15 protein-coding genes are annotated in these 21,723 nt (G+C 55.7%); 12 read left to right on the top strand and 3 right to left on the bottom strand.

All coding sequences use genetic code 11. From position 1 onward, the window contains the following. The first annotated feature begins 2 nt into the window (after positions 1–2). From ACSV5M_RS17860 to panB, 6 genes are all read left to right on the top strand, one after another. Positions 3–467, top strand: coding sequence for a (2Fe-2S)-binding protein (locus tag ACSV5M_RS17860; protein WP_439177834.1), 465 nt, complete (start codon positions 3–5; stop codon positions 465–467). Further along, positions 467–2,668: a molybdopterin cofactor-binding domain-containing protein gene (locus ACSV5M_RS17855; protein ID WP_439177832.1), complete on the top strand. Its 2,202-nt coding sequence runs from the start codon at positions 467–469 to the stop codon at positions 2,666–2,668. Before ACSV5M_RS17860 ends, ACSV5M_RS17855 begins: the two co-directional genes overlap by 1 nt. Before the next feature lie 267 nt (positions 2,669–2,935). After that, positions 2,936–4,300 carry a polynucleotide adenylyltransferase PcnB gene (pcnB, locus tag ACSV5M_RS17850; RefSeq protein ID WP_439177830.1) on the top strand — a complete coding sequence of 455 codons (1,365 nt, stop codon included), beginning with the start codon at positions 2,936–2,938 and terminating at the stop codon, positions 4,298–4,300. 2 nt (positions 4,301–4,302) lie between these two features. Further along, a complete protein-coding gene (folK, locus tag ACSV5M_RS17845; RefSeq protein WP_439177829.1) occupies positions 4,303–4,800 on the top strand; it encodes a 2-amino-4-hydroxy-6-hydroxymethyldihydropteridine diphosphokinase in 498 nt (165 codons plus the stop codon). 37 nt (positions 4,801–4,837) lie between these two features. Then, positions 4,838–5,521 (top strand): deoxynucleoside kinase, encoded by a 684-nt coding sequence (locus tag ACSV5M_RS17840; RefSeq protein ID WP_439177828.1) that lies wholly within the window; start codon positions 4,838–4,840, stop codon positions 5,519–5,521. Positions 5,522–5,552: 31 nt separating this feature from the next. Beyond that, on the top strand, positions 5,553–6,380 hold the full coding sequence (gene panB / locus ACSV5M_RS17835; RefSeq protein WP_439177827.1) for a 3-methyl-2-oxobutanoate hydroxymethyltransferase: 828 nt from the start codon (positions 5,553–5,555) through the stop codon (positions 6,378–6,380). A gap of 83 nt (positions 6,381–6,463) precedes the next feature. Here panB and ACSV5M_RS17830 read toward each other — a convergent pair whose 3' ends face one another. Both ACSV5M_RS17830 and ACSV5M_RS17825 read right to left on the bottom strand, forming a co-directional pair. After that, positions 6,464–10,603, bottom strand: a complete 4,140-nt coding sequence (locus ACSV5M_RS17830) for a sulfite reductase subunit alpha (protein ID WP_439177825.1) — start codon at positions 10,601–10,603, stop codon at positions 6,464–6,466. A gap of 409 nt (positions 10,604–11,012) precedes the next feature. After that, positions 11,013–11,732 (bottom strand): TSUP family transporter, encoded by a 720-nt coding sequence (locus ACSV5M_RS17825; protein ID WP_439177824.1) that lies wholly within the window; start codon positions 11,730–11,732, stop codon positions 11,013–11,015. A gap of 179 nt (positions 11,733–11,911) precedes the next feature. On the opposite strand from ACSV5M_RS17825, the gene modA reads away from it, so the two are divergent. The 5 genes from modA (at position 11,912) to ACSV5M_RS17800 (ending at position 18,942) form a co-directional block, all read left to right on the top strand. Beyond that, positions 11,912–12,658 (top strand): molybdate ABC transporter substrate-binding protein, encoded by a 747-nt coding sequence (modA, locus tag ACSV5M_RS17820; RefSeq protein WP_439177822.1) that lies wholly within the window; start codon positions 11,912–11,914, stop codon positions 12,656–12,658. 189 nt (positions 12,659–12,847) lie between these two features. Further along, the gene (gene modB / locus ACSV5M_RS17815) at positions 12,848–13,531 is read left to right on the top strand and encodes a molybdate ABC transporter permease subunit (protein ID WP_439177821.1); all 684 of its coding nucleotides are present in this window, start codon (positions 12,848–12,850) and stop codon (positions 13,529–13,531) included. Then, positions 13,528–14,625 carry a molybdenum ABC transporter ATP-binding protein gene (gene modC / locus ACSV5M_RS17810; RefSeq protein WP_439177820.1) on the top strand — a complete coding sequence of 366 codons (1,098 nt, stop codon included), beginning with the start codon at positions 13,528–13,530 and terminating at the stop codon, positions 14,623–14,625. Before modB ends, modC begins: the two co-directional genes overlap by 4 nt. A 178-nt stretch (positions 14,626–14,803) precedes the next feature. Continuing rightward, positions 14,804–16,639 carry a hypothetical protein gene (locus ACSV5M_RS17805; protein WP_439177818.1) on the top strand — a complete coding sequence of 612 codons (1,836 nt, stop codon included), beginning with the start codon at positions 14,804–14,806 and terminating at the stop codon, positions 16,637–16,639. Positions 16,640–16,854: 215 nt separating this feature from the next. Then, positions 16,855–18,942, top strand: coding sequence for an EAL domain-containing protein (locus ACSV5M_RS17800; RefSeq protein ID WP_439177817.1), 2,088 nt, complete (start codon positions 16,855–16,857; stop codon positions 18,940–18,942). 196 nt (positions 18,943–19,138) lie between these two features. Here ACSV5M_RS17800 and serB read toward each other — a convergent pair whose 3' ends face one another. Beyond that, a complete protein-coding gene (serB, locus tag ACSV5M_RS17795; protein WP_439177815.1) occupies positions 19,139–20,356 on the bottom strand; it encodes a phosphoserine phosphatase SerB in 1,218 nt (405 codons plus the stop codon). Between the two features lie 153 nt (positions 20,357–20,509). Between serB and ACSV5M_RS17790 the strand changes: the two genes are divergently transcribed. Beyond that, complete coding sequence (locus ACSV5M_RS17790; protein ID WP_439177814.1) at positions 20,510–21,667, top strand: hypothetical protein; 1,158 nt, start codon at positions 20,510–20,512, stop codon at positions 21,665–21,667. The last annotated feature ends 56 nt before the right edge of the window (positions 21,668–21,723 follow it).

Raw genomic sequence — 21,723 nt, 5'->3', positions numbered from 1 at the left:
CCATGATTTCACTCAAGATAAATGGTAAACAGCAGTCGCTGGACCTTGCGCCGGATACGCCGTTGCTGTGGGCGTTGCGCGATGAACTTAAACTCACCGGTACTAAATTTGGCTGCGGCGTCGCCCAGTGCGGTGCCTGCACTGTTCACTTCAATGGTACGGCGGTGCGCTCCTGTAGCATTCCTCTATCAGCCGCCAGCGGCGCCGATGTCCGCACTATTGAAGGCCTGCAATCGCCCACGGCCAAGGTCGTGCAGGAAGCCTGGCGCAAGCTCGACGTGGTGCAATGTGGCTATTGCCAGTCCGGCCAGATCATGTCCGCAGTGGCGCTGTTGGAGAATAATCCCAAGCCCAACGATGATCAGATCGATAGCGCGATGCAGGGCAACCTCTGCCGGTGCGCCACCTATCATCGTATCCGCACGGCAATCCATGAAGCGGCGGATGAATTAGGGAGGAAAGCCTGATGAACTTCCTGCAACATCACCTGCAGGCCCGTGACCTGCAACCGTCCACCGACCAAGGTGTGAGCCGCCGTCTGTTTCTCAAATCCGTTACCGCTGGCAGCGGCCTGGTGCTGGGATGTGGCGCTCTGTCGAGCCTGACGCTCAGTGCTTCAGCCGCTGAAGCAGCGACTGCGGGCAACGAACTGGTATTTAACGCGTTTCTCAAGATCACCCCGGACAATCGCGTGACGGTGGTGGTGAAACACCTCGATATGGGTCAGGGCGTGAGCACCGGCCTGACCACGCTGGTGGCCGAAGAGCTGGATGCAAACTGGGAACAAATGGATTGGGAATCCGCACCCGCCGACGCCAGCCGTTACAACAACCTGTTCTGGGGCCCGGCCCAGGGTACTGGCGGCTCAACCGCCATCGCCAACTCCTGGGAGCAAATGCGTAAAGCCGGCGCTGCGGCGCGCGCCATGCTGGTCACGGCCGCTGCGCAGCAATGGGAAGTGCCTGAAAAAGAGATCAAGGTTAAAGACGGCATCATCTCCCACGGCAAGAAGACGGCGACCTTCGGCGAACTGGCCGGTAAGGCGGCGGCGCTGCCGGTGCCCCAGTCACCCGCACTGAAAGACCCCAAGGATTTCCGCCTGATCGGCAAAAATATCCCGCGTAAAGACAGCCAGGAGAAAACCAACGGCACGGCCATTTATACCCAGGATATCCAGTTACCGGGCATGCTGACGGCCGTGGTGCTCTACCCGCCGAAGCTGTTGGGCAAGTTGAAGAAAGTCGATGCCAGCAAAGCCAAAGCCGCGCCCGGCGTGGTGGATGTGGTGGAAATTCCGCGCGGTGTGGCGGTGGTGGCCGAGGGCTTTTGGCCCGCCCAAAAAGCGCGCCAACTGCTGCAAGCAGAGTGGGATCTGTCGGCCTGTGAAACCCGCAGCAGCGACGAACTCTTTACACAATTCACCGACACCGCGCGCAAGCCAGGCACCTCGGTCAAAGCCGAGGGCGATGCTGCGGCAGCGCTGGCCCAGGCCGACAAAGTCATCGAGACGGAGTATCACCTGCCTTATCTGGCCCATACACCCATCGAACCCCTGAACTGTGTGGTGAAGGTGGACAAGACCGCCTGTGAACTCTGGTACGCCTGCCAGATGCAGACCAATGATCAACACGAAGTAGCCAAGGCTACCGGCCTGAAACCCGAGCAAGTAAGGATTCACACACTTTATGCCGGCGGCAGCTTCGGCCGGCGCGCATCGCCGAATGACTATGTGATGGATGCCGTGGCCATTGCCAGGCAGGTTCCCGGTCGACCGGTGAAGATGGTGTGGACCCGTGAGGACGACATCCACAATGGCAAATTCCGCCCGATGGCAGTTCATCGGGTGCGCGGTGCCGTGTCCCCGGAAGGCAAGCTGGTGGCCTGGGACCACCACGCCGTCGCTCAGCCGATTTTGCGCGGCTCGCCGTTTGAGGCGTTTATCCAGGGACCTATCGACGGCACCTTGATTGAGGGTATCGCCGATATGCCCTACGCCATTCCCAATCTGTCCGTACAGGCCACCGAGATGAAAGCCGGTATATCGACGCTGTGGTGGCGTTCCGTCGGACACTCCGGTCACGCGTTTATTGTGGAAGGTTTCATCGATCAACTGGCCAAGGCGGCAGGTAAAGACCCACTGGTGTTCCGCCGTGAAATGTTGACGGACCACCCGCGCTTCCTTGGCGCGCTCAACCTGGCCGCACAACAGGCCGGGTGGGATAAGCCACTGCCTAAAGGGCGCGGGCGAGGTATTGCTGTGCACAAGGCGATGGGTTCCTGGTGCGCCCAAGTGGCGGAAGTCACCGTTGCTGACGATGGTCGTTTTACGGTAGACCGGGTCGTTTGTGCGATTGATTGCGGAATTGCGGTTAATCCCGACGTAATCCGCGCACAGATGGAAGGCAGTATCGGCTTTGGCCTGAGCGCGGCTCTGGCCGAGGAAATTACCCTGGACAAGGGTAAGGTGGTGCAGAGCAACTTCCACAACTACACACTGATGCGGATTCCGCAGATGCCCAAGGTGGAGGTGCATATCGTGCCCTCGGCAGAGCCGCCTTCGGGTGTAGGTGAACCCGGCGTGCCGCCGGTGGCCGGGGCCTTGGCCAATGCGTTGTTTGCAGCGACCGGAAAGCCAGTGACGCGTTTGCCGATTGGGGAGCGGGTGTAGTTGTGTCGGATTACGCTGCGCTAATTCGACCTATGGGGACGCACCCAGTAGGTCGGATTAGCCAAAGGCGTAATCCGACACCCTCAGGTGGAATAGACCAATATCCTCGACGCCACCGTCACACCCTTGATTTCCCCGTTTCCCGCGCCCGTGCTAAACTCCCGCGCATCTATAAGCAAGGGCGCTGGATCAACCATCCTCGCGAAGGAAAGTCGTTTACGACATGTCAAGCCAGCCCCCACGAATCCACTTCATGTAGCTGTGCCTATGCTTAAACGCTTGTTAAATTATCTTGCTCCCAAGGGCAAATCCACCCATCCATCCCTGCTCATTATTCCCCGAGATCAGCACAATATTTCGCGTAAAAACGTCAGCCAGGCGGCCTTGCGGATTATGCGCCAGCTGCAGGAATCCGGCTTCAATGCCTTCCTGGTCGGCGGTGGCGTGCGGGATTTGTTACTGGGCGGACACCCGAAAGACTTTGACGTCGCCACCGATGCCAAGCCGGAAGAAATCAAACGCGTGTTTCGCGGAGCGCGTATTATCGGCCGTCGCTTCCAGATTGTGCATGTGCGTATCGGGCGGGAGATTATCGAAGTGACCACCTTTCGCGGCCATCACGATGAAGCCCGCTCGGAAGACGGTATGCTGCTGCGCGACAATGTCTACGGCACCATCGAAACCGATGCCGTGCGCCGCGACTTCACCGTTAACGCGCTCTATTACAACGCCAAGGATTTTGCGGTCTACGACTACACCGGCGGTCTGGAAGACCTCAAGCAGCGCCAGTTGCGCATCATTGGCGACCCGGTAACCCGCTATAAGGAAGACCCGGTGCGGATGCTGCGCGCGGTGCGTTTCGCGGCCAAGCTGGGGTTCAGCATCGAAACGAAAACCGCCGACCCGATCTTTGAATTGGGAGCGCTGCTACGCAACATCCCCTCTGCGCGCCTGTTCGAAGAAGTCCTCAAATTATTCCTGGGCGGATCCGCGACGGCCACCTTCGAGTTGATGCGCGAATACCAGTTGCTCGGCTACCTCTTCCCCGGCACTGAAGCCGCGCTGGCAGCGGGCGACACCACTGGCGCGGCGCTGATCGAACAGACCATGGTCAATACCGACAAGCGGGTGCGCAGTGACAAAACCGTCACCCCTGCCTTTATCTACGCCGCGCTGTTATGGCCCGCCCTGCAAGCTGAGCTGCACCGCCTGGCGAAGCAGATGCCACCGACCCAGGCGTACCTGCAGGCCGCACAAACCGTCATCAGCCAGCAATTGGGCCACACCTCGTTACCCAAACGCTTCCTGCTGCCGATGCGCGAAATCTGGGATTTGCAGTATCGCCTGCCCCAACGCCAGGGCATGCGTGCTTTACGCCTGCTGGATCATCCACGCTTCCGCGCCGCCTATGATTTCCTGTTGATGCGCGAAGCAGCGGGCGAGCAGCTCGACGGGTTAGGCACCTGGTGGACGCGCTTCCAGGGCGCCGGTGACGAGGAGCGCGAACAGATGGTAAAAGACCTGGGCAAACAGGCGGGCGGAAAGGGCAAACTCAGAACCCGTCGGCGCGCGCCGCGCAAACCGCGCACTGAAGGCGTTGATGCCAGCCCACCCGGCACAACTAACGATTGATCATGAGCCGTGTGACCCCCGCCATCACCGCATTTATTGGTCTGGGCAGCAACCTTGAGAACCCGCGTGCGCAGGTTGAGCAGGCATTTGCTGAACTGGCGCAGCTTCCCGATACCCGCCTCACCGGCCGATCGCCGCTGTACCAGAGCACAGCGGTTGGGCCGGGGGAGCAACCGGACTATATCAATGCCGTAGCGCGGATCATCACTCACCTCGAACCCCTGGCTTTGCTGGACCAGCTGCAAGCCGTTGAACAGGCCCACCAGCGCGTGCGTCTGGAACGCTGGGGGCCGCGCACTCTGGACCTCGACATGCTGCTGTACGATGGCCAGGTAATCGATCACCCGCGCCTGCAAGTCCCCCACCCTTACCTGACCCAGCGCAATTTCGTGCTCTACCCACTCGCCGCTATTGATCCGCAATTAGTGTTACCCTGCGGCACTCGTCTTGCGGCATTATTAGCGCAGACACCCGCCGATGGCTTGCGGGTTATCAACTGATCAGGATTTTCCGCCATAACAAATACAGGAGCAGTCAGTGGAAGCCGTATTTGATGAGTTACACCTGGATTTAACCAATGTGCAATTGCCGCGCTACATTGCGGTGGAAGGTTGCATCGGCGTGGGCAAAACCACGCTCGCCAAAAATATCGCACGCCTGTTTAATTACGACGTGCTACTTGAACAACCGGAAGAGAACCCCTTCCTCGCCCGCTTTTACCAAAACCCGAAAACCGCCGCTCTACCCACCCAATTATTCTTTTTATTCCAACGCGCCAATCAATTGGAATCATTGCGTCAGGCGGATATTTTTGAACCGGTGCGCGTCGCGGATTTTTTAATTGAAAAAGATCAACTCTTTGCCCAGGTCACCCTGGATGATGACGAGCTAAATATTTATCAACAAGTCTATGATCGCCTGACGATCAATGCGCCGCGACCGGACCTGGTGATTTACCTGCAAGCGCCGCTGGATGTGCTGGTCGAGCGAATCCGCCAACGCGGCGTTGCTATCGAGCAACACATCAGCACCGATTATTTGAAAGCGTTAAACGACGCCTACACGCATTTTTTCCATTATTACGACGGCGCACCTTTGTTGATCGTGAATGCCAAAGATTTAAACCTGGCAAGCAACCGCGATCATTTCAAACAACTGGTTGAATATGTGCTGACCATCAAAAGTGGCCGCCACTATTACAACCCGACACCCGCGCTGTGACCATCACACGCTGCTTCAAGAGAATACCTTTATGCCCTACGGAACACCCACCACCGACAGCGCGCTGACCAAACCCGTCACCATTAACACACTTTATAAATTAAAAAGTAACAACGAAAAATTTGTGGTGATTTCGCTTTACGACGCGCACATGGCCGCCATGGCACAAAAGTGCGGTGTCGAAGTCGTGTTGATTGGCGATTCATTGGGCATGACCGTGCTGGGTTATGACAGCACCATCCCGGTGACCATGGAACAAATGATTTACCACGTTGAAGCCGTGGCGCGCGGCAATAAAAAATCCCTTATCGTCGGCGACTTGCCGTTTATGACCTATGCCACACCCGACGATGCGCTGCGCAACTGCGCGCGCATCATGCAAGCCGGCGCGCACATGGTAAAACTCGAAGGCGGCGCCTGGCTGGCCGAGACAGTGTCCATGCTCGCCGAACGCGGCATTCCGGTATGCGCACACCTGGGCTTAACGCCGCAGTCGGTGAACAAATTTGGCGGTTTCCGAGTGCAAGGCCGCTCTCAGGAAGACGCCGATAAAATCCTTGCCGACGCAAAATTATTAGCCGACGCCGGCGCGGATTTATTAGTCCTCGAATGCGTACCCGCCACCCTGGGTGCCGCCATTACCCGCAGCATCCCCATCCCCACCATCGGCATCGGCGCCGGCCGCGATACCGACGCACAAGTGTTAGTGATTAACGACATCCTCGGGTTAACCGAACAACCGCCCAAGTTCTCCAAAAACTTTTTACTGGAAGCGCGGGATATTCCCGGCGCGATGCAAAAATATGTCGCAGACGTGAAAGCAGGAATTTTCCCCGGCGACGACAATATTTTTAATTGAATCCAGATTCGTAGGTCGGATTAGAGGCGCAAGCCTCGTAATCCGACAACCAGTTTTAAAAGGGATCCACACGCTTTTGGCAATCAATACACATCCCGCAAATACCGCTTCTGCATATTCAACTTACGCATGTAATTCACGGTATCCACTTCATTAAAACCACCGTGCTGCGCGACGATCTCGCGCAGCGCGTTATCCACATCCTTAGCCATACGACTTGCATCGCCACAAACATAAAAGTAAGCACCCTCTTCCAGCCAGCGCCAGATGTCGGCACCGGCTTCACGCATGCGGTCCTGGACATAAATTTTTTGGCCTTGGTCGCGTGAGAAGGCGAGGCTGAGCTTGGTTAGGTGGCCGTCGCGCAGTTGTGCTTCCAGTTCGTCGCGATAATAAAAATCACTGGCCTGGTGTTGCTCCCCGAAGAATAACCAGTTTTTGCCGGTATCGCCGCGCGCGCGACGCTCTTGCAAAAAGCCGCGAAAGGGAGCAACTCCCGTGCCCGGGCCGACCATAATGACGGGCACACTACCGTCGGCGGGGACACGGAAGTTTTTGTTGCTCTGCACAAAGATCGGCACAGTCATGTCGTCTGCGCGATCCGCGAGAAAAGTAGAGCACACGCCTTTGCGCATTTTCTTGCCTTGCTGGTAACGCGTATAGCGCACGGCTGATACCGTTAAATGAACTTCATCGGCAAAGGCTTTGGGACTGGATGAAATCGAATATAAACGCGGCTGCAAAGGCTTGAGTACCGCGAGCCATTCGTCGGCAGAACATTGGATGGGAAACTCATGAAGCAGATCCACCAATTGCCGCCCCCACAACCAGTCTTGCAATTCCGCTTTATGTTCCACCTGCAATAATTTCTTCAGCTCATCATTGCCGGAGCGTTCAGCAATCAATTTCAACGCGTCGGGGCTGGGGCGGGCAATTTCGAAGTGTTGGTGTAGCGCTTGTTGCAATGGCTTCTCGCGTGCATCGACCAACACCGGGGTTTCCAGGTTGAGATTAAGTTGCTGCACCATTTCAACAATCAACTCGGGACAGTTCTGTGGCCAGACACCAAGGGCGTCGCCAGCTTCATAGGTCATACCGGAATCGCCGAGGGCAAACCCGAATTGTCGTGTGTCTTTTGCCGCACCCTCGCTGTTGAGACGCCGGTTGATAATCAGGCGGGCGGGATAGGGATTGGTTTTGGAGTAGCTTGTCTCTGTTTTTGCAGCTGCAACCACTCCCGATAATTTTTCCACTGGCTTTTTATCGGTCGGCAAACTGGCGAGTAATTGAGTAAACCACTGTGCCGCCGGTGTTTCAAAATCGGTATCGCAATCCAGACGATTCAATAAGGGTTTTGCGCCCAGTTTTTGCAGGCGTGCATCAAGGTTTTTACCGTGCCCGCAAAATTGGGCGTAGCTTGAGTCGCCTAACGCTAACAAGCCAAAGTGCAACTGACCTATCGGCGGCGCATTGTCATCGCACAATTGATGCCAAAAATGTTGGCCATTATCCGGGGCATCGCCATCACCAAAGGTACTGCTAATACACACCAAATACTTTTCCTGTGGCAGTTGCGTCAGTGGATACTCATCCATCGCGTTAACCTTTACCGCCCATCCCGCCTGGCTCGCCTGTTGTGCAAGATTTTCCGCGAGGGTTTCCGCGTTGCCGGTTTGGGACGCCCATAAAATTTGTAGCGCAGGCTTATCGTTTTCTGCCGAAGCATCTACCGGCAACACGCGGCTAAACATGCCTGCCAGCAAGCCGTTGATCCAGGTGCGTTTGCCCGGCTCTACCGGCGCGTCGAGCGGCAGGCTGGGCACCGCTGTGATTAAACGCGCACTGGCTTGCAAACCACTGACAAAACCACTCAGGTAACTGCGCTCATCGTCCGACAGTTCCGGTGCCAGCGCCTGCGCCACCCCCACTTTTTGTGCGAAGGTCTGGATCAGGGTCATACTGGCTTCTTCACTCATGGGCGCGAATGTCATTACCGGCTCGGCAGTCGGTGGCGCACATTCAGCAGCGGGTGCGCTGGCAAATTCGCGCGCAATCAATTCAACTTTTTTCAAACTTACCGCGCAGAATTTCATCTCGGGTTGTTGCGATACCGCATCAATCGCGTCGTTGGTCACCGCGTTAACCGCGAGCTGTTCGCCGTAGACATCGTTCCAGTGAAAGGGCGCAAAACAGTTGCCCGGTCTGACACGATCCGTCACCACCGCTGGCAAGATTGCGCTGCCGCGCCGGGACGTCAGCTCTACACAATCGTTATTTTTTACACCGAACCGCGCTGCATCGTCCGGATGTAATTCCACGAAGGGGCCGGGGTTAAGTTTATTCAGCGTGGCGATCTTGCCGGTCTTGGTGAGCGTGTGCCATTGGTGTTGCAGGCGACCGGTATTTAATACGAAGGGAAAATCATCGTCCGGTAATTCGGCGGGCGCCAGGTAGGGGCGCGCCCAGAAAACAGCCTTGCCATTGGCCGTGGCGAAATTCAGACGCGGGCGCTTGCCATTGTTTTCGCGCAGGGTTTGGCTCACACCGTCATTGAGATAGCGAATCGGGTTGCGGGTATTCTCTTGCTCCGGCGGACACGGCCATTGCAGTGGCGTTTGGCGCAGGCGCGCATAGCTGGCTCCGCGCATGTCATAACCGGTCTGCGGATTGGCAGCGCATTTGATCTCTTCAAAAATATCTTCTGCAGAGGCGTAGGTAAACGCGTGGGCATACCCCATCTCGCAGGCAATGCGCGCGATGATTTGCCAATCCGGCAAGGCTGCACCGGGCGGGTCGATGGCTTTTTGCATCAGGGTGATATTGCGCTCGGAGTTGACCATCACCCCTTCAGCTTCGGCCCAGAGCGCACCGGGCAACAGGATATCGGCGTAACGGTTGGTTTCGGTATCGAGGAAAGCGTCCTGGGTGATCACCAGTTCCGCGCGGGTAAGGCCGTCGATAACCGTTTGGCGATTGGGCACACTGGCGACGGGGTTGGTGCAGATCACCCAACAGGCTTTCACCGCACCAGCGGCCATGCGTTCAAACAAATCGATAGTGCCTTTGCCCAGTGTAGTGGGCAGGCTATTGCGCGGAATCTGCCACAAGTCTTCGACAAAGGCGCGGTCAGTCTCCGACAGCAGACTGCGTTGGCCGGGCAGGCCCGGTCCCATGTAACCCATCTCCCGCCCGCCCATGGCATTGGGCTGGCCGGTCAGCGAAAAAGGGCCGCTGCCAGGACGGCAGATCTTGCCGGTGGCGAGGTGCAGGTTGCAGATGGCGTTGGTGTGCCAGGTGCCGTGGGTACTCTGGTTGAGGCCCATGGTCCAGCAGGTCATAAATTCCGGCGCGGCGCCGAGCCACTGGGCGGCTTTGATGATATCCGCCGCCGGGATGCCAGTGATGTCAGCCACATGCTCCGGCGTGTACTCCGCAAGGAATTCCGGCATGGCTTCCCAGCCCTCGGTGAAGGAGGCAATAAAGTCGGCGTCGGTGTGGCCGTCCTGGTGCAATAGGTGCAACAAGCCGTTGAGCAGCGCGAGGTCAGTACCCGGTTTGATCTGCAAAAACAGATCGGCTTTCTCAGCAGTGCCGTTGCGGCGCGGGTCGACCACAATCAGCCTCGCGCCCTGCTTGACCCGCTCCATCATCCGCAGGAACAGAATCGGGTGGCAGTCCGCCATGTTGGCGCCGATGACGAGGAATGCATCGGCCTGATCAAAATCCTGATAGGAGCCGGGCGGCGCATCGGCCCCCAGGGATTGTTTGTAACCGGCACCCGCACTGGCCATGCACAGGCGCGAGTTGGATTCGATATTGTTGGTGCCGATAAAACCCTTGGCGAGTTTGTTGGCAAGGTATTGGGCTTCGGTGGACATTTGCCCAGAGACATACAAGGCCACCGCATCCGGCCCATGCTGATCGATGATCTGCCGCAGGCGTTTGGCGCTGGCACTGATCGCCTCGTCCATCCCGATCTGCACCGGATCACGGCCCCGCTCATTGCGCAGGAACGCCGACTCCATCCGCCCCGAATCGCGCAGCGCCATGCCACTGGTGGAGCCCTTGGTGCACAGGCGACCAAAGTTGGTGGGATGTTGTTTATCACCACTGACCTTGAGGATTTTTTTGCCGTCGGTTTCCAACAGCATGCCGCATCCTACCCCGCAATAAGGGCAGACGCTGGCAACGGTTTTCGTTGATGTCTCAACTGACTCAGACATAAGCGATCATTCAAACAGGAAAATGAAGTATTGAATGGCCTTGAGCAAGGCTTATGCCAGACGGAAAAAAACGGGAGAACCGGATGAAACTGCGCGCGAAGCGGGAGCACCTTTTTGCCAGGAGACTCTGCTAATACTTTGATTTTTATTAAATTATTTCAGCGGACTGTTAAATGACCGCGCAACGGAAACCCGCCGGGAGCACATGCACGATAAATCCCGGCGGTGAGAAAACCACTTTTATGAATGCGCAAAATTAATGCACAAAGTCATGCGGCGCTGCTTTTTATGAACCATCACTGCGCATTAAAAACGGCGCAATACGAACCAAAAAAGTGCACCAAGGAGTGCATCAGACCCCTGGCAACACATCAACCGGCGAGATGTTGATAGACGTAGCGCGCCAACATCAACAAACAGTCACAATAATGCCGCGCAACAGGATGGGATTTACCTTAAACAGATAGTGCGAACCCGCCCAGGCACCCAGCGCCTGCCCCATCATCATGATCAAGCCGACCAGCCACAACACCTGCCCCGCCAACAGGAACACGATGAGCGATGCCAGGTTGGTGGCAAAATTCAGCGGCTTGGCGGTCGCGGTGGCCGCAATCAATTCCAGCCCCCGCAGGCTCACACCCGCCAGCGCAAAGAAGGAACCGGTCCCCGGCCCGAACATCCCGTCGTAGGCACCGATAACAGGAATCACCGTGTTTTTATAGGTGGGCTCACCGAGCCGGGGTGTACCGGTTTCCAGACGCAGGAAAGGTGAGCCAATAAAATACACCGCGATGATGCCCAGGACGGCAGGGATCACAAACCCCAATACCGTCGGGTCGACAAATTGAATCAGGACCGTGCCCGCCGCCGAGCCGATAAAGGCCGTCAGCATCAAACCACGCAGCGCCAACCAATCGAGCTTACCGCGCCGGAACAATAAAAAACTGGAGGTTGCCACCCCCACGCAGGCCTGCAGTTTGTTGGTGCCCAGCGCCGCCAGCGGCGGCACGCCGGATAACACCAGCGCCGGGATGGTAATCAGGCCACCGCCACCGGCCAGGGTGTCGAGGAAGCCGGCGCAGAGTGCCACCACGAACAGCATAAGCAATATCTCAGCAGAAAATTCCAAGCGGGCACCTTTGGCTGAATGGAAGAGCGGCAAAGTGTACCGGGGGCTCGTCACAAGTTGAACTGTCAGAGGGCATTCCTAGGGCTAATCCCCGCACTGCGCGTTCAGGCATTTGGGTTACACTCTGCTCCTGCCGGGCATGTTAATAACCTTCATCAACACTCCAGAACGAATTCGCTATGCACTGTCTCTTACGCAAAAGCCTAATTGCCCTGTTGCTGTTGTGGGTCCCCCTCAGCAACGCCGATGAACTCACCATTGCAGTAGCCGCCAACTTTACGCGCGCGGCCAAGCAACTGGTGGCTGAATTCGAGCAATGCAGCGAACATCGCGTGCATCTGGCCTTTGGGTCTACCGGTGGGCATTACGCGCAAATTATTCACGGTGCGCCCTTCGATGCGTTTTTTGCAGCGGATGCCAAAACGCCGATGCGTCTGGAAGAGGAAGGAAAAATTCAACGCGGTTCGCGTTTTACTTATGCGCGCGGGCTGTTGGTGTTGTGGGGCCCGAAAGCGGGTGTTGTTGATCCAGAAGGCAAAGTTTTACAGCGCGGTGATTTTGCGCATCTTGCCATGGCTAACCCGCGCCTTGCACCTTACGGATTAGCGGCACAACAAACGCTGGAAGCCTTGGGGGTTGCGGAGAAACTGCAGGAAAAATTGGTGCGCGGGGAAAACATCAGTCAGGCGTATCAGTTTGTTCACAGCGGTGCTGCTGAATTGGGCTTTGTGGCGCTGGCGCAGATTATTGATCCGGGAAAGCCGGAGCAAATCAGCGGTTCTTATTGGCGGGTGCCTGCGGATTTGTATGAGCCTATTGAGCAGCAGGCGGTGTTGTTGAGTGATAAAAAGGCTGCGCGGGAGTTTATGGATTTTGTGCGGGGTGAAAAAGGGAAAGGTATTATTCGGGGCTATGGTTATGAATAGCGAGTTGGATTACGAGCGCGATTAACTCGACTTGCTAAACTGCGTGTCGGATTACGGCGCTTTGCGCCTAATGCGACCTACGAGTTGCCCGTATTGAATTAAACATTGATATAGGTCGGTTTAGCGCAGCGTAATCCGACAAAACCATCCTCCATCGACAAAAACAACAGTGTTACTCATCGGAGATCTATGCTTTCTTCTTCAGACTTTTCCGCCCTGTGGCTAACCCTGGAACTGGCCAGCGTAACCACTGCCATCCTGCTGGTAATCGGCACACCGTTGGCCTGGTGGCTGACGCGCACCCGCTGGCGTTTTAAATTCGTGGTGGAAGCATTGGTGGCCTTGCCGTTGGTATTGCCGCCCACGGTGCTGGGATTTTATTTATTGATCACCCTGAGCCCCAACGGCGTGATCGGCGGCGCGTTGAATGCACTCGGTTTACCCGCCCTGAGTTTTACCTTCGCCGGGCTAGTCGTGGGTTCAGTTATCTACTCACTCCCGTTTGTCGTGCAGCCATTACAACAGGCGTTCACCCATATTGGCGCACGCCCACTGGAAGTTGCCGCCACCTTGGGCGCAACACCGCTGGATACTTTTTTTACTGTAGTTTTACCCCTCGCACGCCGCGGTTACATCACCGGCGCCGTCCTCGGTTTTGCGCACACCTTGGGTGAATTCGGCGTGGTGTTGATGATCGGCGGCAATATTCCCGGCAAGACCCAATTGGCCTCCATGGCGATTTACGATCATGTGGAAGCGGTGGAATACACACAAGCGCATTGGCTGTCGGCCTGCCTGTTGATTCTGTCGTTGGTGTTGTTGATCGGCGTGTATGCGTTAAACCGTCGCTTTGATGTGGTGAGGGCGCGATGAATTCCACTGCGATAATCATTAAGCTCGACCTGCCCCGCCCTGCATTTCATCTGCAAGTGGACCTGGCGATTCCGGGGCGAGGCATCACGGCGGTCTTTGGTCCGTCCGGCTGTGGCAAAACCAGTTTGCTGCGCGCAATCGCCGGCCTGGAGGATGCCGCATTAACCAAACCGCATTCCCATATCCAGGTAAACGGCACGGTGTGGTTTTCCGCCACACAACAGTTGCCCACGCACCAACGCAAGGTCGGTTTTGTTTTTCAGGAAGCCAGCCTGTTTGAACATTTAACCGTGCAAAAAAATCTCGCCTACGGTTTCAAACGCAATCAATCATCACGGGGCAATGACGACGAGTTGGTAAAGGTCGACGAGTTGATAGCGTTACTCGACCTCGCCCCACTGCTCGAACGCAGCACGCACCATTTGTCCGGCGGTGAACGCCAGCGTGTTGCCCTTGCGCGAGCATTGCTTGCGAGTCCCAGGCTCCTGCTGATGGATGAACCCCTCGCCGCACTGGACCAACAACGCAAGCAAGAGATCGTTCCTTACCTCGAACGCTTGCAGCAGTATCTGGCTATTCCGGTGATCTATGTCAGCCACGCACTGGATGAAATTGTGCAGCTGGCCGATCACCTGTTATTGATGGACAAAGGCAAGATTGTGGCGGCAGGCGCACTCACGGATTTATTGAGCGAGCATCCGTTATTGGCACACAGGGAAGATGCATTCACGTTGCTTCACGGCACCGTCACCGACATCAACGGCGCACATCACCTGACCTGTGTTAGCTTCGGCACAACAACCGTTTTTTTGCCGCAACTGCATGCCGCGCAACATCAGCCTGTCCGGTTGCGGGTGTATGCCCGGGATGTCAGCCTGTGCCTGGATTATCCGCAACGCACCAGTATCCTGAATATTTTACCGGCGCGCATCACGCAGATTGAGGCGGGTGATCGCGGCCAGAATCTGGTGCACCTGGCCATTGAAGATCAGGTATTGCTGGCCCGGATTTCCCATTTGTCCTGCTATCAATTAGGTTTGGCGGTAGGCCAACAGGTGTACGCGCAGATCAAGGCATTGGCCCTGATGAAATAACCTGTGATGGTAGACGAACAGATTTCAGCTATATTCAGGGGTAACATAGTCGAGGCTCATAAACCGACAGCCGATGAGCAGGTTAAAAAGACAGCGGCTATTAGTAAGGATATATATCTTTGATCAAAACTCCGCCGTGTTGTACAACCTATAAACCGATTGCCATGGCCGCGAATGAATGACTGCTGACCCTCGACTCCAGACATTGCTTGAACGTCTCAATGTGCCGTCTCAGGATCTGGCGGCTCTGACGTTTTGCGCCGGCAGCAAAGACCAACAGGTGCGGGAATGGGTGCGCGCCTTGCCGCTGACGCGCATCAACCATGTGAGTGCGTTGCTCTATAAAGCCGTGCCGGAAATCGGGCGTTTGAAAGCCGGCAGCGACACCCGTCTGGCCATCCTCGAAACCCTGCGCCCGGCGGTGCAACAGTGCATTCAGGGACTCTCACAACACTTCCTTAACCAACCGCTGATCCTGCCAGAGGCTGCACGCAAGACAGCGACCGTTGCGCAAGCCCTGCAAAAGCATATGAGCAACGCCTACCTCGTGGCAGTACGCGATTTGTGTGCACCGGGTAAAAGTGAAGAGTCCAGTGGACGCCAGGCCCAGGCCATTCACCGCGCGCTGACGGGACTGGGATTGCTCTTGCTGCGCAGCTACCAGTTATATATCCCCATTACCGGCCAGCTCTGGACCGAGATTCATACCTTGTATGAAATCGCCGACGCCCTGGACCTGATTGAATACCCGGTCGATGACCCCCTGGCACATCATCAACACATCAAGAGCATCAGCCTGGCCTATTTGCGCTTGATGCTGTTGGCGTGCGCCAAGCCGAACCAGATGCGCCAGGACGAGGTGTTGGCCACCTACAACGCGCTGGAAACCCTGTGCACGCAGGCGAAATTGCTGCCGCATAACCCGGCGCAAAAAGATAACCTGTTTGCTATCCAACTGGCGGGTAACCGGCCACCGCAATACAAATCGCGCTTACCCCATAACGCCGATGGCGAAATCCGCGAACTCAATACCGCGCAACTGGCGCGCACACTGCAAGAACAGGCCAAGCAAAGCCCCACCAGCGAAGGCAGCCTGCGCAACGAGCTGAATTTGTCACCCGCGCTGACGGAGCACCTGATCCAGGCGTGGAATATTCTTGCCCAACGCAGCTTTGAACGGCAGGAAACCAGCGGCACTATCGAGGTGACCGTGGGTCTGACCAACCTGCACTTCCACCTTGCCGGAAAGTTGCCCTTTAATCTGTTTCTGAATCAAACCGCCAACGTCCACAGTGACGATAATGCCGAAGCCATCTTCCAAAAACGCGGCATACAGTTAAAGCCCAACAAACCCACCGATGACGATCCCTGGGGCGATGCCTTCGACGTGGCCGGCACAGCATTGGCGGGAAAAAATCTGCCGACGCTGAATATCGAAAGCACCATTCGCAAACAAGAGCAACAGGATTACCAGGGCAAGCATCCCACCTACAAGGTACCGCTGGTGGATGTCAGCCCCGGCGGCTACTGCCTGGAATGGCAGGACGAGATTCCCAACCAGGTCAAAGCGGGTGAATTGTTAGGCGTTCGGGATGAGGGCCGACAGAAATGGAGCGTAGGTGTCGTGCGCTGGGTACAGCAAACCAAGGGCGCTACGCAATTGGGCATCCAGATCCTGGCGCCCCAGGCTACGCCGCTGGGTGTGGCCATCGTGCATAAAACCGGCGGCTTTTCCGAATACCTGCGCGCCCTGCAACTTCCGGCGTTGAAGGCAATCAACCAGCCGGTCACCCTGCTGACCAATTCGGTGTCGTTCCGCGAATACAGCAAGGTCCGCCTGTTTCATCCGCCTTCGCCCCAGGAGGAAGGGCACCGCGAAATCCCGGTGCAATTAACCCGGCGGGTGTTTGCCACCGGCGCGTTCAGCCAGTTCACCTATCGCGAGCTGGTCACCACCAAACCGGATGCCGGAGAATCAAAAGATGACTTTGACTCCGTGTGGCAAAAGAACTGATAACGCAGGGAAAAGTGACCCAACCAGACGAAATGTTATAGTCATGTCGCACAATTCAACCTGCCGCATTGAGGCGACAGACTATTTGGGTAATATACGCAGCTAGCCTAGACTCTGAGTAGATAAATCCTGCTTGCAAGACTTTTCCAATTTTATTGGTGTAAAAGTCGCATCAAGTGGCCAAGTGGCACAGACAAAGAGCGCAGTAACGCCTTATGAATGCAAATGACACAATCCGCCTCCTGATTCTGAATAATTCTCGCGCAGAAGCGGAACGTCTGATCAGTATGCTTCACAACGCCGGCCGGCCCAGCCGCGCCCAGCATGTCGAGAGCGAGGAAGCGCTCGTCAAATTACTCGAAGAGCAGACCTGGGATTTATTGATTGCTCACGACCAGACCACCAACGTTACCCCCCAAACCGCCATCAAACATATCCGCCGCCTGAACAAAGACGTGCCCGTGATCCTGCAAAACGACGATGAATTCCTGGCCGTCGTAGAAGGCATGAAGCTGGGCGCGGCGGATGTGGTACGGCTCGACGATGACCAGCATTTATTGCTGGTGATGCAGCGGGAGATGAATAACCGCGAAGAGCGGCAGGCCAAGCGTTTGGCCGACCGTCGCTTCCGCGAAGCCGAACGGCGCAGCCAGCAATTGCTCGACAGCTCGCGCGATGCCATCGCCTACGTGCAGGACGGCTTGTATCTGTATGCCAACCAATCCTTCGCTGAATTATTCGGCTACGAGGATAAAGACGATATCGATTGTATGCCCATCATGGACATGGTCGATGACAAGGATCAGGACACGCTGAAAACCTTCCTGAAGGATTTCACCTTCAAAGGGTTGGATGCCGAATCCACCAAGCTGGCATTCCGCGGTTTGAAACAGGACGGCACCGCCACCCCCATCAGTCTGGAAGTGTCACACGTTACCTACGATGAAGAACCCTGCATCCAGTTTTTAGCGCGCGCTAACCGCGTGGATCTCAATAATGATGTACTGGAAGCGCAGATCAAACAAATTAAATGGCAGGATGTGGTCACCGGTTTGTACAACCGCCAGTACATGATCGACCACCTTGAAAAGGTCATCGACAACGTCAGCGAAAAAGACAACCTGAGTTTGTTGTATATCGACATCGATAATTTTATCGAGCGCGCGCAGTCAACCCTGGGCGTGGCGGCGGCCGATATGGCGCTGAGCGATCTGGCGTCGTTGCTGCGCGAAAAAAATAACACCACCGACATCATCGCCCGCTTCGGCGACACGGCGTTTACCGTGCTGGTGCCTAATATCCGCGCCGATGCGGCCGTGAATCGCGCCAGGCAATTATGCAAAGCCATTGAAGAACATATTATTGATATAGACAACAAAACCTTGCAGCTCACCGCCAGCATTGGTGTGTCCTTGATCAATGACAACACCACCAGCGCCAACAAGGTGATTGAGCAGGCGATCAACGCCATGGAAAAGGTGCGCGGGGCCAATGGCAATAACGCGCAATTGTTTGAGCCGGAAATGTCGGCAGATGAACGCGATCAGAAAAATATTGCCTCTGATTTGCAACATGCGCTGGATAACGACCGCTTCCGTTTATTGTTCCAACCGATCATCAGCCTGCGCGGTTCCGAGGAAGAGTATTACGAAGTGTATTTGCGGATGCTCAACGATAATAACGAGGAAATCTCCCCCAGCCGGTTTATTGAAACGGCGTCGTCCATCGGTGCCAGTATCAAGATTGATCGCTGGGTGATTCTGGAATCGATCAAGATGTTGTCCCAGCATCGCGCCAAGGGTAACAAGACCAAATTAATTTTAAATCTGAGCAAAGATTCACTGTGCGATGAGTCGCTGGTGCCCTGGCTGGGTGTGGCTTTTAAAGCGGCGAAATTATCGAGCGATGCCATTGTATTCCAGGCAAACGAAGTGGATGTAACCAACCACCTGAATGCAGCCAAGTCCTTTGCGGAAGGTTTGCAAAAACTGAAAACGTTTATGTCGATCAGCAACTTCGGTTGTTCATTGAATCCGTTTAATACCCTCAAGCATGTGCCGGCCAGCGTCATCAAGATCGACGGCTCATTTACCATGGATATCCAGAATAATAAGGAAAGCCCGGAAACACTGATTCATTTGATTGAGCAGCTGCATGGTGAAAATAAAATCACCATCGTACCGTTTGTGGAAAATGCCAGCGTGCTGTCGACCTTGTGGCAAGCGGGTGCGCATTATATTCAAGGGCATTACCTGCAAGAGCCGACGCAGAATATGAGTTACGATTTTAATATGGAGACGTGATAGAGACTGGCGGTGTCTGATGGGATTAATGTCGGATTACGAGGCTGCGCCTCTAATTCGACCTACAAAGCATCGCACACGTAGGTCGGATTAGCGCAGCGTAATCCGACAACCGCACAAGCCAATAAAACCGATATCAACGCGTCTATCAAATCCTATCAATTCCATTTAAACAACCCCATCCAACAATATCCCATCACAACAACTTATCCCGATCCCGAAAGCCCAACAAATACAAAATCGCATCCAGCCCGAGCGTAGAAATCGCATGTTGTGCCGAGGCTTTCACCAGTGGCTTGGCGCGAAAGGCAATCCCCAAACCGGCCACACTCAACATCGGTAAATCATTCGCGCCATCGCCCACGGCAATCACCTGCTCCAGCGCAATACCTTCCTTTTGTGCGAGCATGGCAAGCAACTCAGCTTTGCGCTGGCCGTCTACCACGGTACCGACAACATCTCCGGTTACCTTGCCGTCAACAATATCCAACTCATTGGCGTACACATAATCAATGCCCAGACGTTGTTGCAGATAGCGCCCGAAATAATTGAACCCGCCGGATAAAATCGCTGTTTTGTAACCCAGTTTTTTCAGGGAAGAAATCAGTTTTTCTGCACCTTCGGTCAAACGCAGGTTGGCTGCAATGCCTTCAAGCACGGATTCATCCAGACCCTTTAATAACGCCAGGCGCCGGGCAAAACTTTGTTTGAAATCCAACTCGCCGCGCATCGCGGCTTCGGTGATGGCAATCACTTGCTCGCCCACACCGGCGGCAATCGCCAGCTCATCAATCACTTCCGCTTCAATCAACGTGGAATCCATGTCGAAACACACCAGACGGCGGTTGCGGCGGTACACGGTGTCGCGCTGGAAGGCGATGTCCACATCCAGGCGCGCGGACAAATCCATAAAATCCGCACGCAGCGCGGTAAGGTCTTCCGGTGTGCCGCGCACAGAAAATTCCACACAGGCGTTGCTATGATTTTCCAGCGCGTCGAGCGGGATGCGGCCGGACAACCGATTGATGCTGTCGATGTTCAAGCCGTGTTTGAAGGTAATGTCGGTCAGTTCAGCGATCTGGGCCGCATTGATCTGCCGCGCCAGGAGCGTAACGATGTGGCGGGGCTTACCCTGCTGATCGACCCAGTGCTGATAACTTTCGAGGGAGACCGGTTGAAAGCGCACCTGGATTGACAGGGGTTGGGTCCGTGCATGAATTTCGTCGAGGATCACCGCTTTGGTATTGGCATCGACTTCCAGAGCCACCAGGATGCCCAGGGCCAGAGTATCGTGGATCACCGCCTGACCGATGTCGAGGATCGTGGCCTGGTGCTGGGCCAATACCGCCGTGATCGCCGAGGTGACGCCGGGTTTGTCATCGCCGGAGACGTTAATCAACAGGATTTCTTTCACGTTCGCTCACTTTTATCAGCCGGTTCTCATCAAGGGGCGGCATTCTAGCCTAAATGAGAACGCTACAGTAGCCAGCCGCTTTAGGCTAGAATGCGGCTCACTTTTGACAATCAGCTGGATGCACGGGGATCGCCCCGGCCGTTTGAGATACCGATGCCGTTACTCACGACTTACCGATCCTATCCGCAACTCTTCCTGTGCAGCGTCCTGCTGTTGATCCTCGGTTTTCTGGGCGCCGGGCTGTATCTGCATAACACCTATCACAACCAGCAGGAACAAATTCATTACTACGGCCAGACCCTGGCTCGCAGTGCGGCGCGGCAAGCGGTGGATGCAACCCTTACACAAGACCTCATCAGCCTGCAGGCTGTATTGCTGGATGTAGGCCAGTCTCCCACCGTGGTTGGTGCGACCATTCATAACGTGGAAAATAAACTGCTGGTGCAAACCGGCTATAACCCCAACCAGCCTATCGAAGGTGAGCGCTACAGTTTTACCGCACCCATCGCCCTGCACAATAATATCGCCGGTTACCTGCAAGTGACCCTGGAAGTCCCGCGCTATTCGCGCTACGACTATTATTTCCTGAGCATCTGGGCGGCAGCGGTATTTGTGTCGCTCTGGACCATCTGGTGGTCGATCCAGCGGCAGTGGTGGTCGCGCCTGCGCGATAAATTGCCCTCGCCCGGCAAGATCGTCACCACCGTGGTGGAGAAGATTCCTACCATTCCGGAAGTCCCGCTGGAAGCCCTTAAACCCCTCGCGCCAGAACCCCCGCCACCGCCGGAGGTTGCGGTGCGTTTGCAAATCCGCATCACCAACCTCACCAGGCTGTATCAGCAACTCAATAGTGAGGGCTTTGCCAATGTGCTGCGTCGCTTTGAAAAGCAATTGCAGGGAGTTTTGTCCTTGTACAACGGCCAGCGCCAGTTGTTGGACAACGACACGCTGATGGTGGAATTCATTGGCGAAGCTTTGTATGACTGCAGTTTTCGCGCGCTGTGCTGCGCACAACTGCTGAACAATCTCTGCGCCCGCGCCAACAGTCCGCGCCTACAGCTGTCAGCGGCTATCCAGGAAGTTGCGCGTCCGGCAAATCATAGTCACTGCGTATTGCTGAAAGATTTTGTGGCCCAACAACAAGACCCTATCCATCCCGAGCGCGGTGACATCCTCATCAGTCGCCATTTGCTGGACGACACTTTGCTGGCGCACATTGAAGTGGACGTGAACAGCGGCAAGTTGGCCACCATCAAGGCCCCCTACAGCGAATTGCTCGTCCGCCAGGAAGAACAACTCGTAAAGGTTTAGCACTGGCTTATCTGTAAGTCGACTTAGCCCGTAGGTCGGCTTAGCGCAGCGTAAGC

Origin of the sequence: Cellvibrio sp. ARAG 10.3, from assembly GCF_051846955.1 — a bacterium.
Classification (GTDB): Bacteria; Pseudomonadota; Gammaproteobacteria; order Pseudomonadales; family Cellvibrionaceae; genus Cellvibrio.
This window is presented reverse-complemented; position numbering and strand designations above follow the sequence as displayed.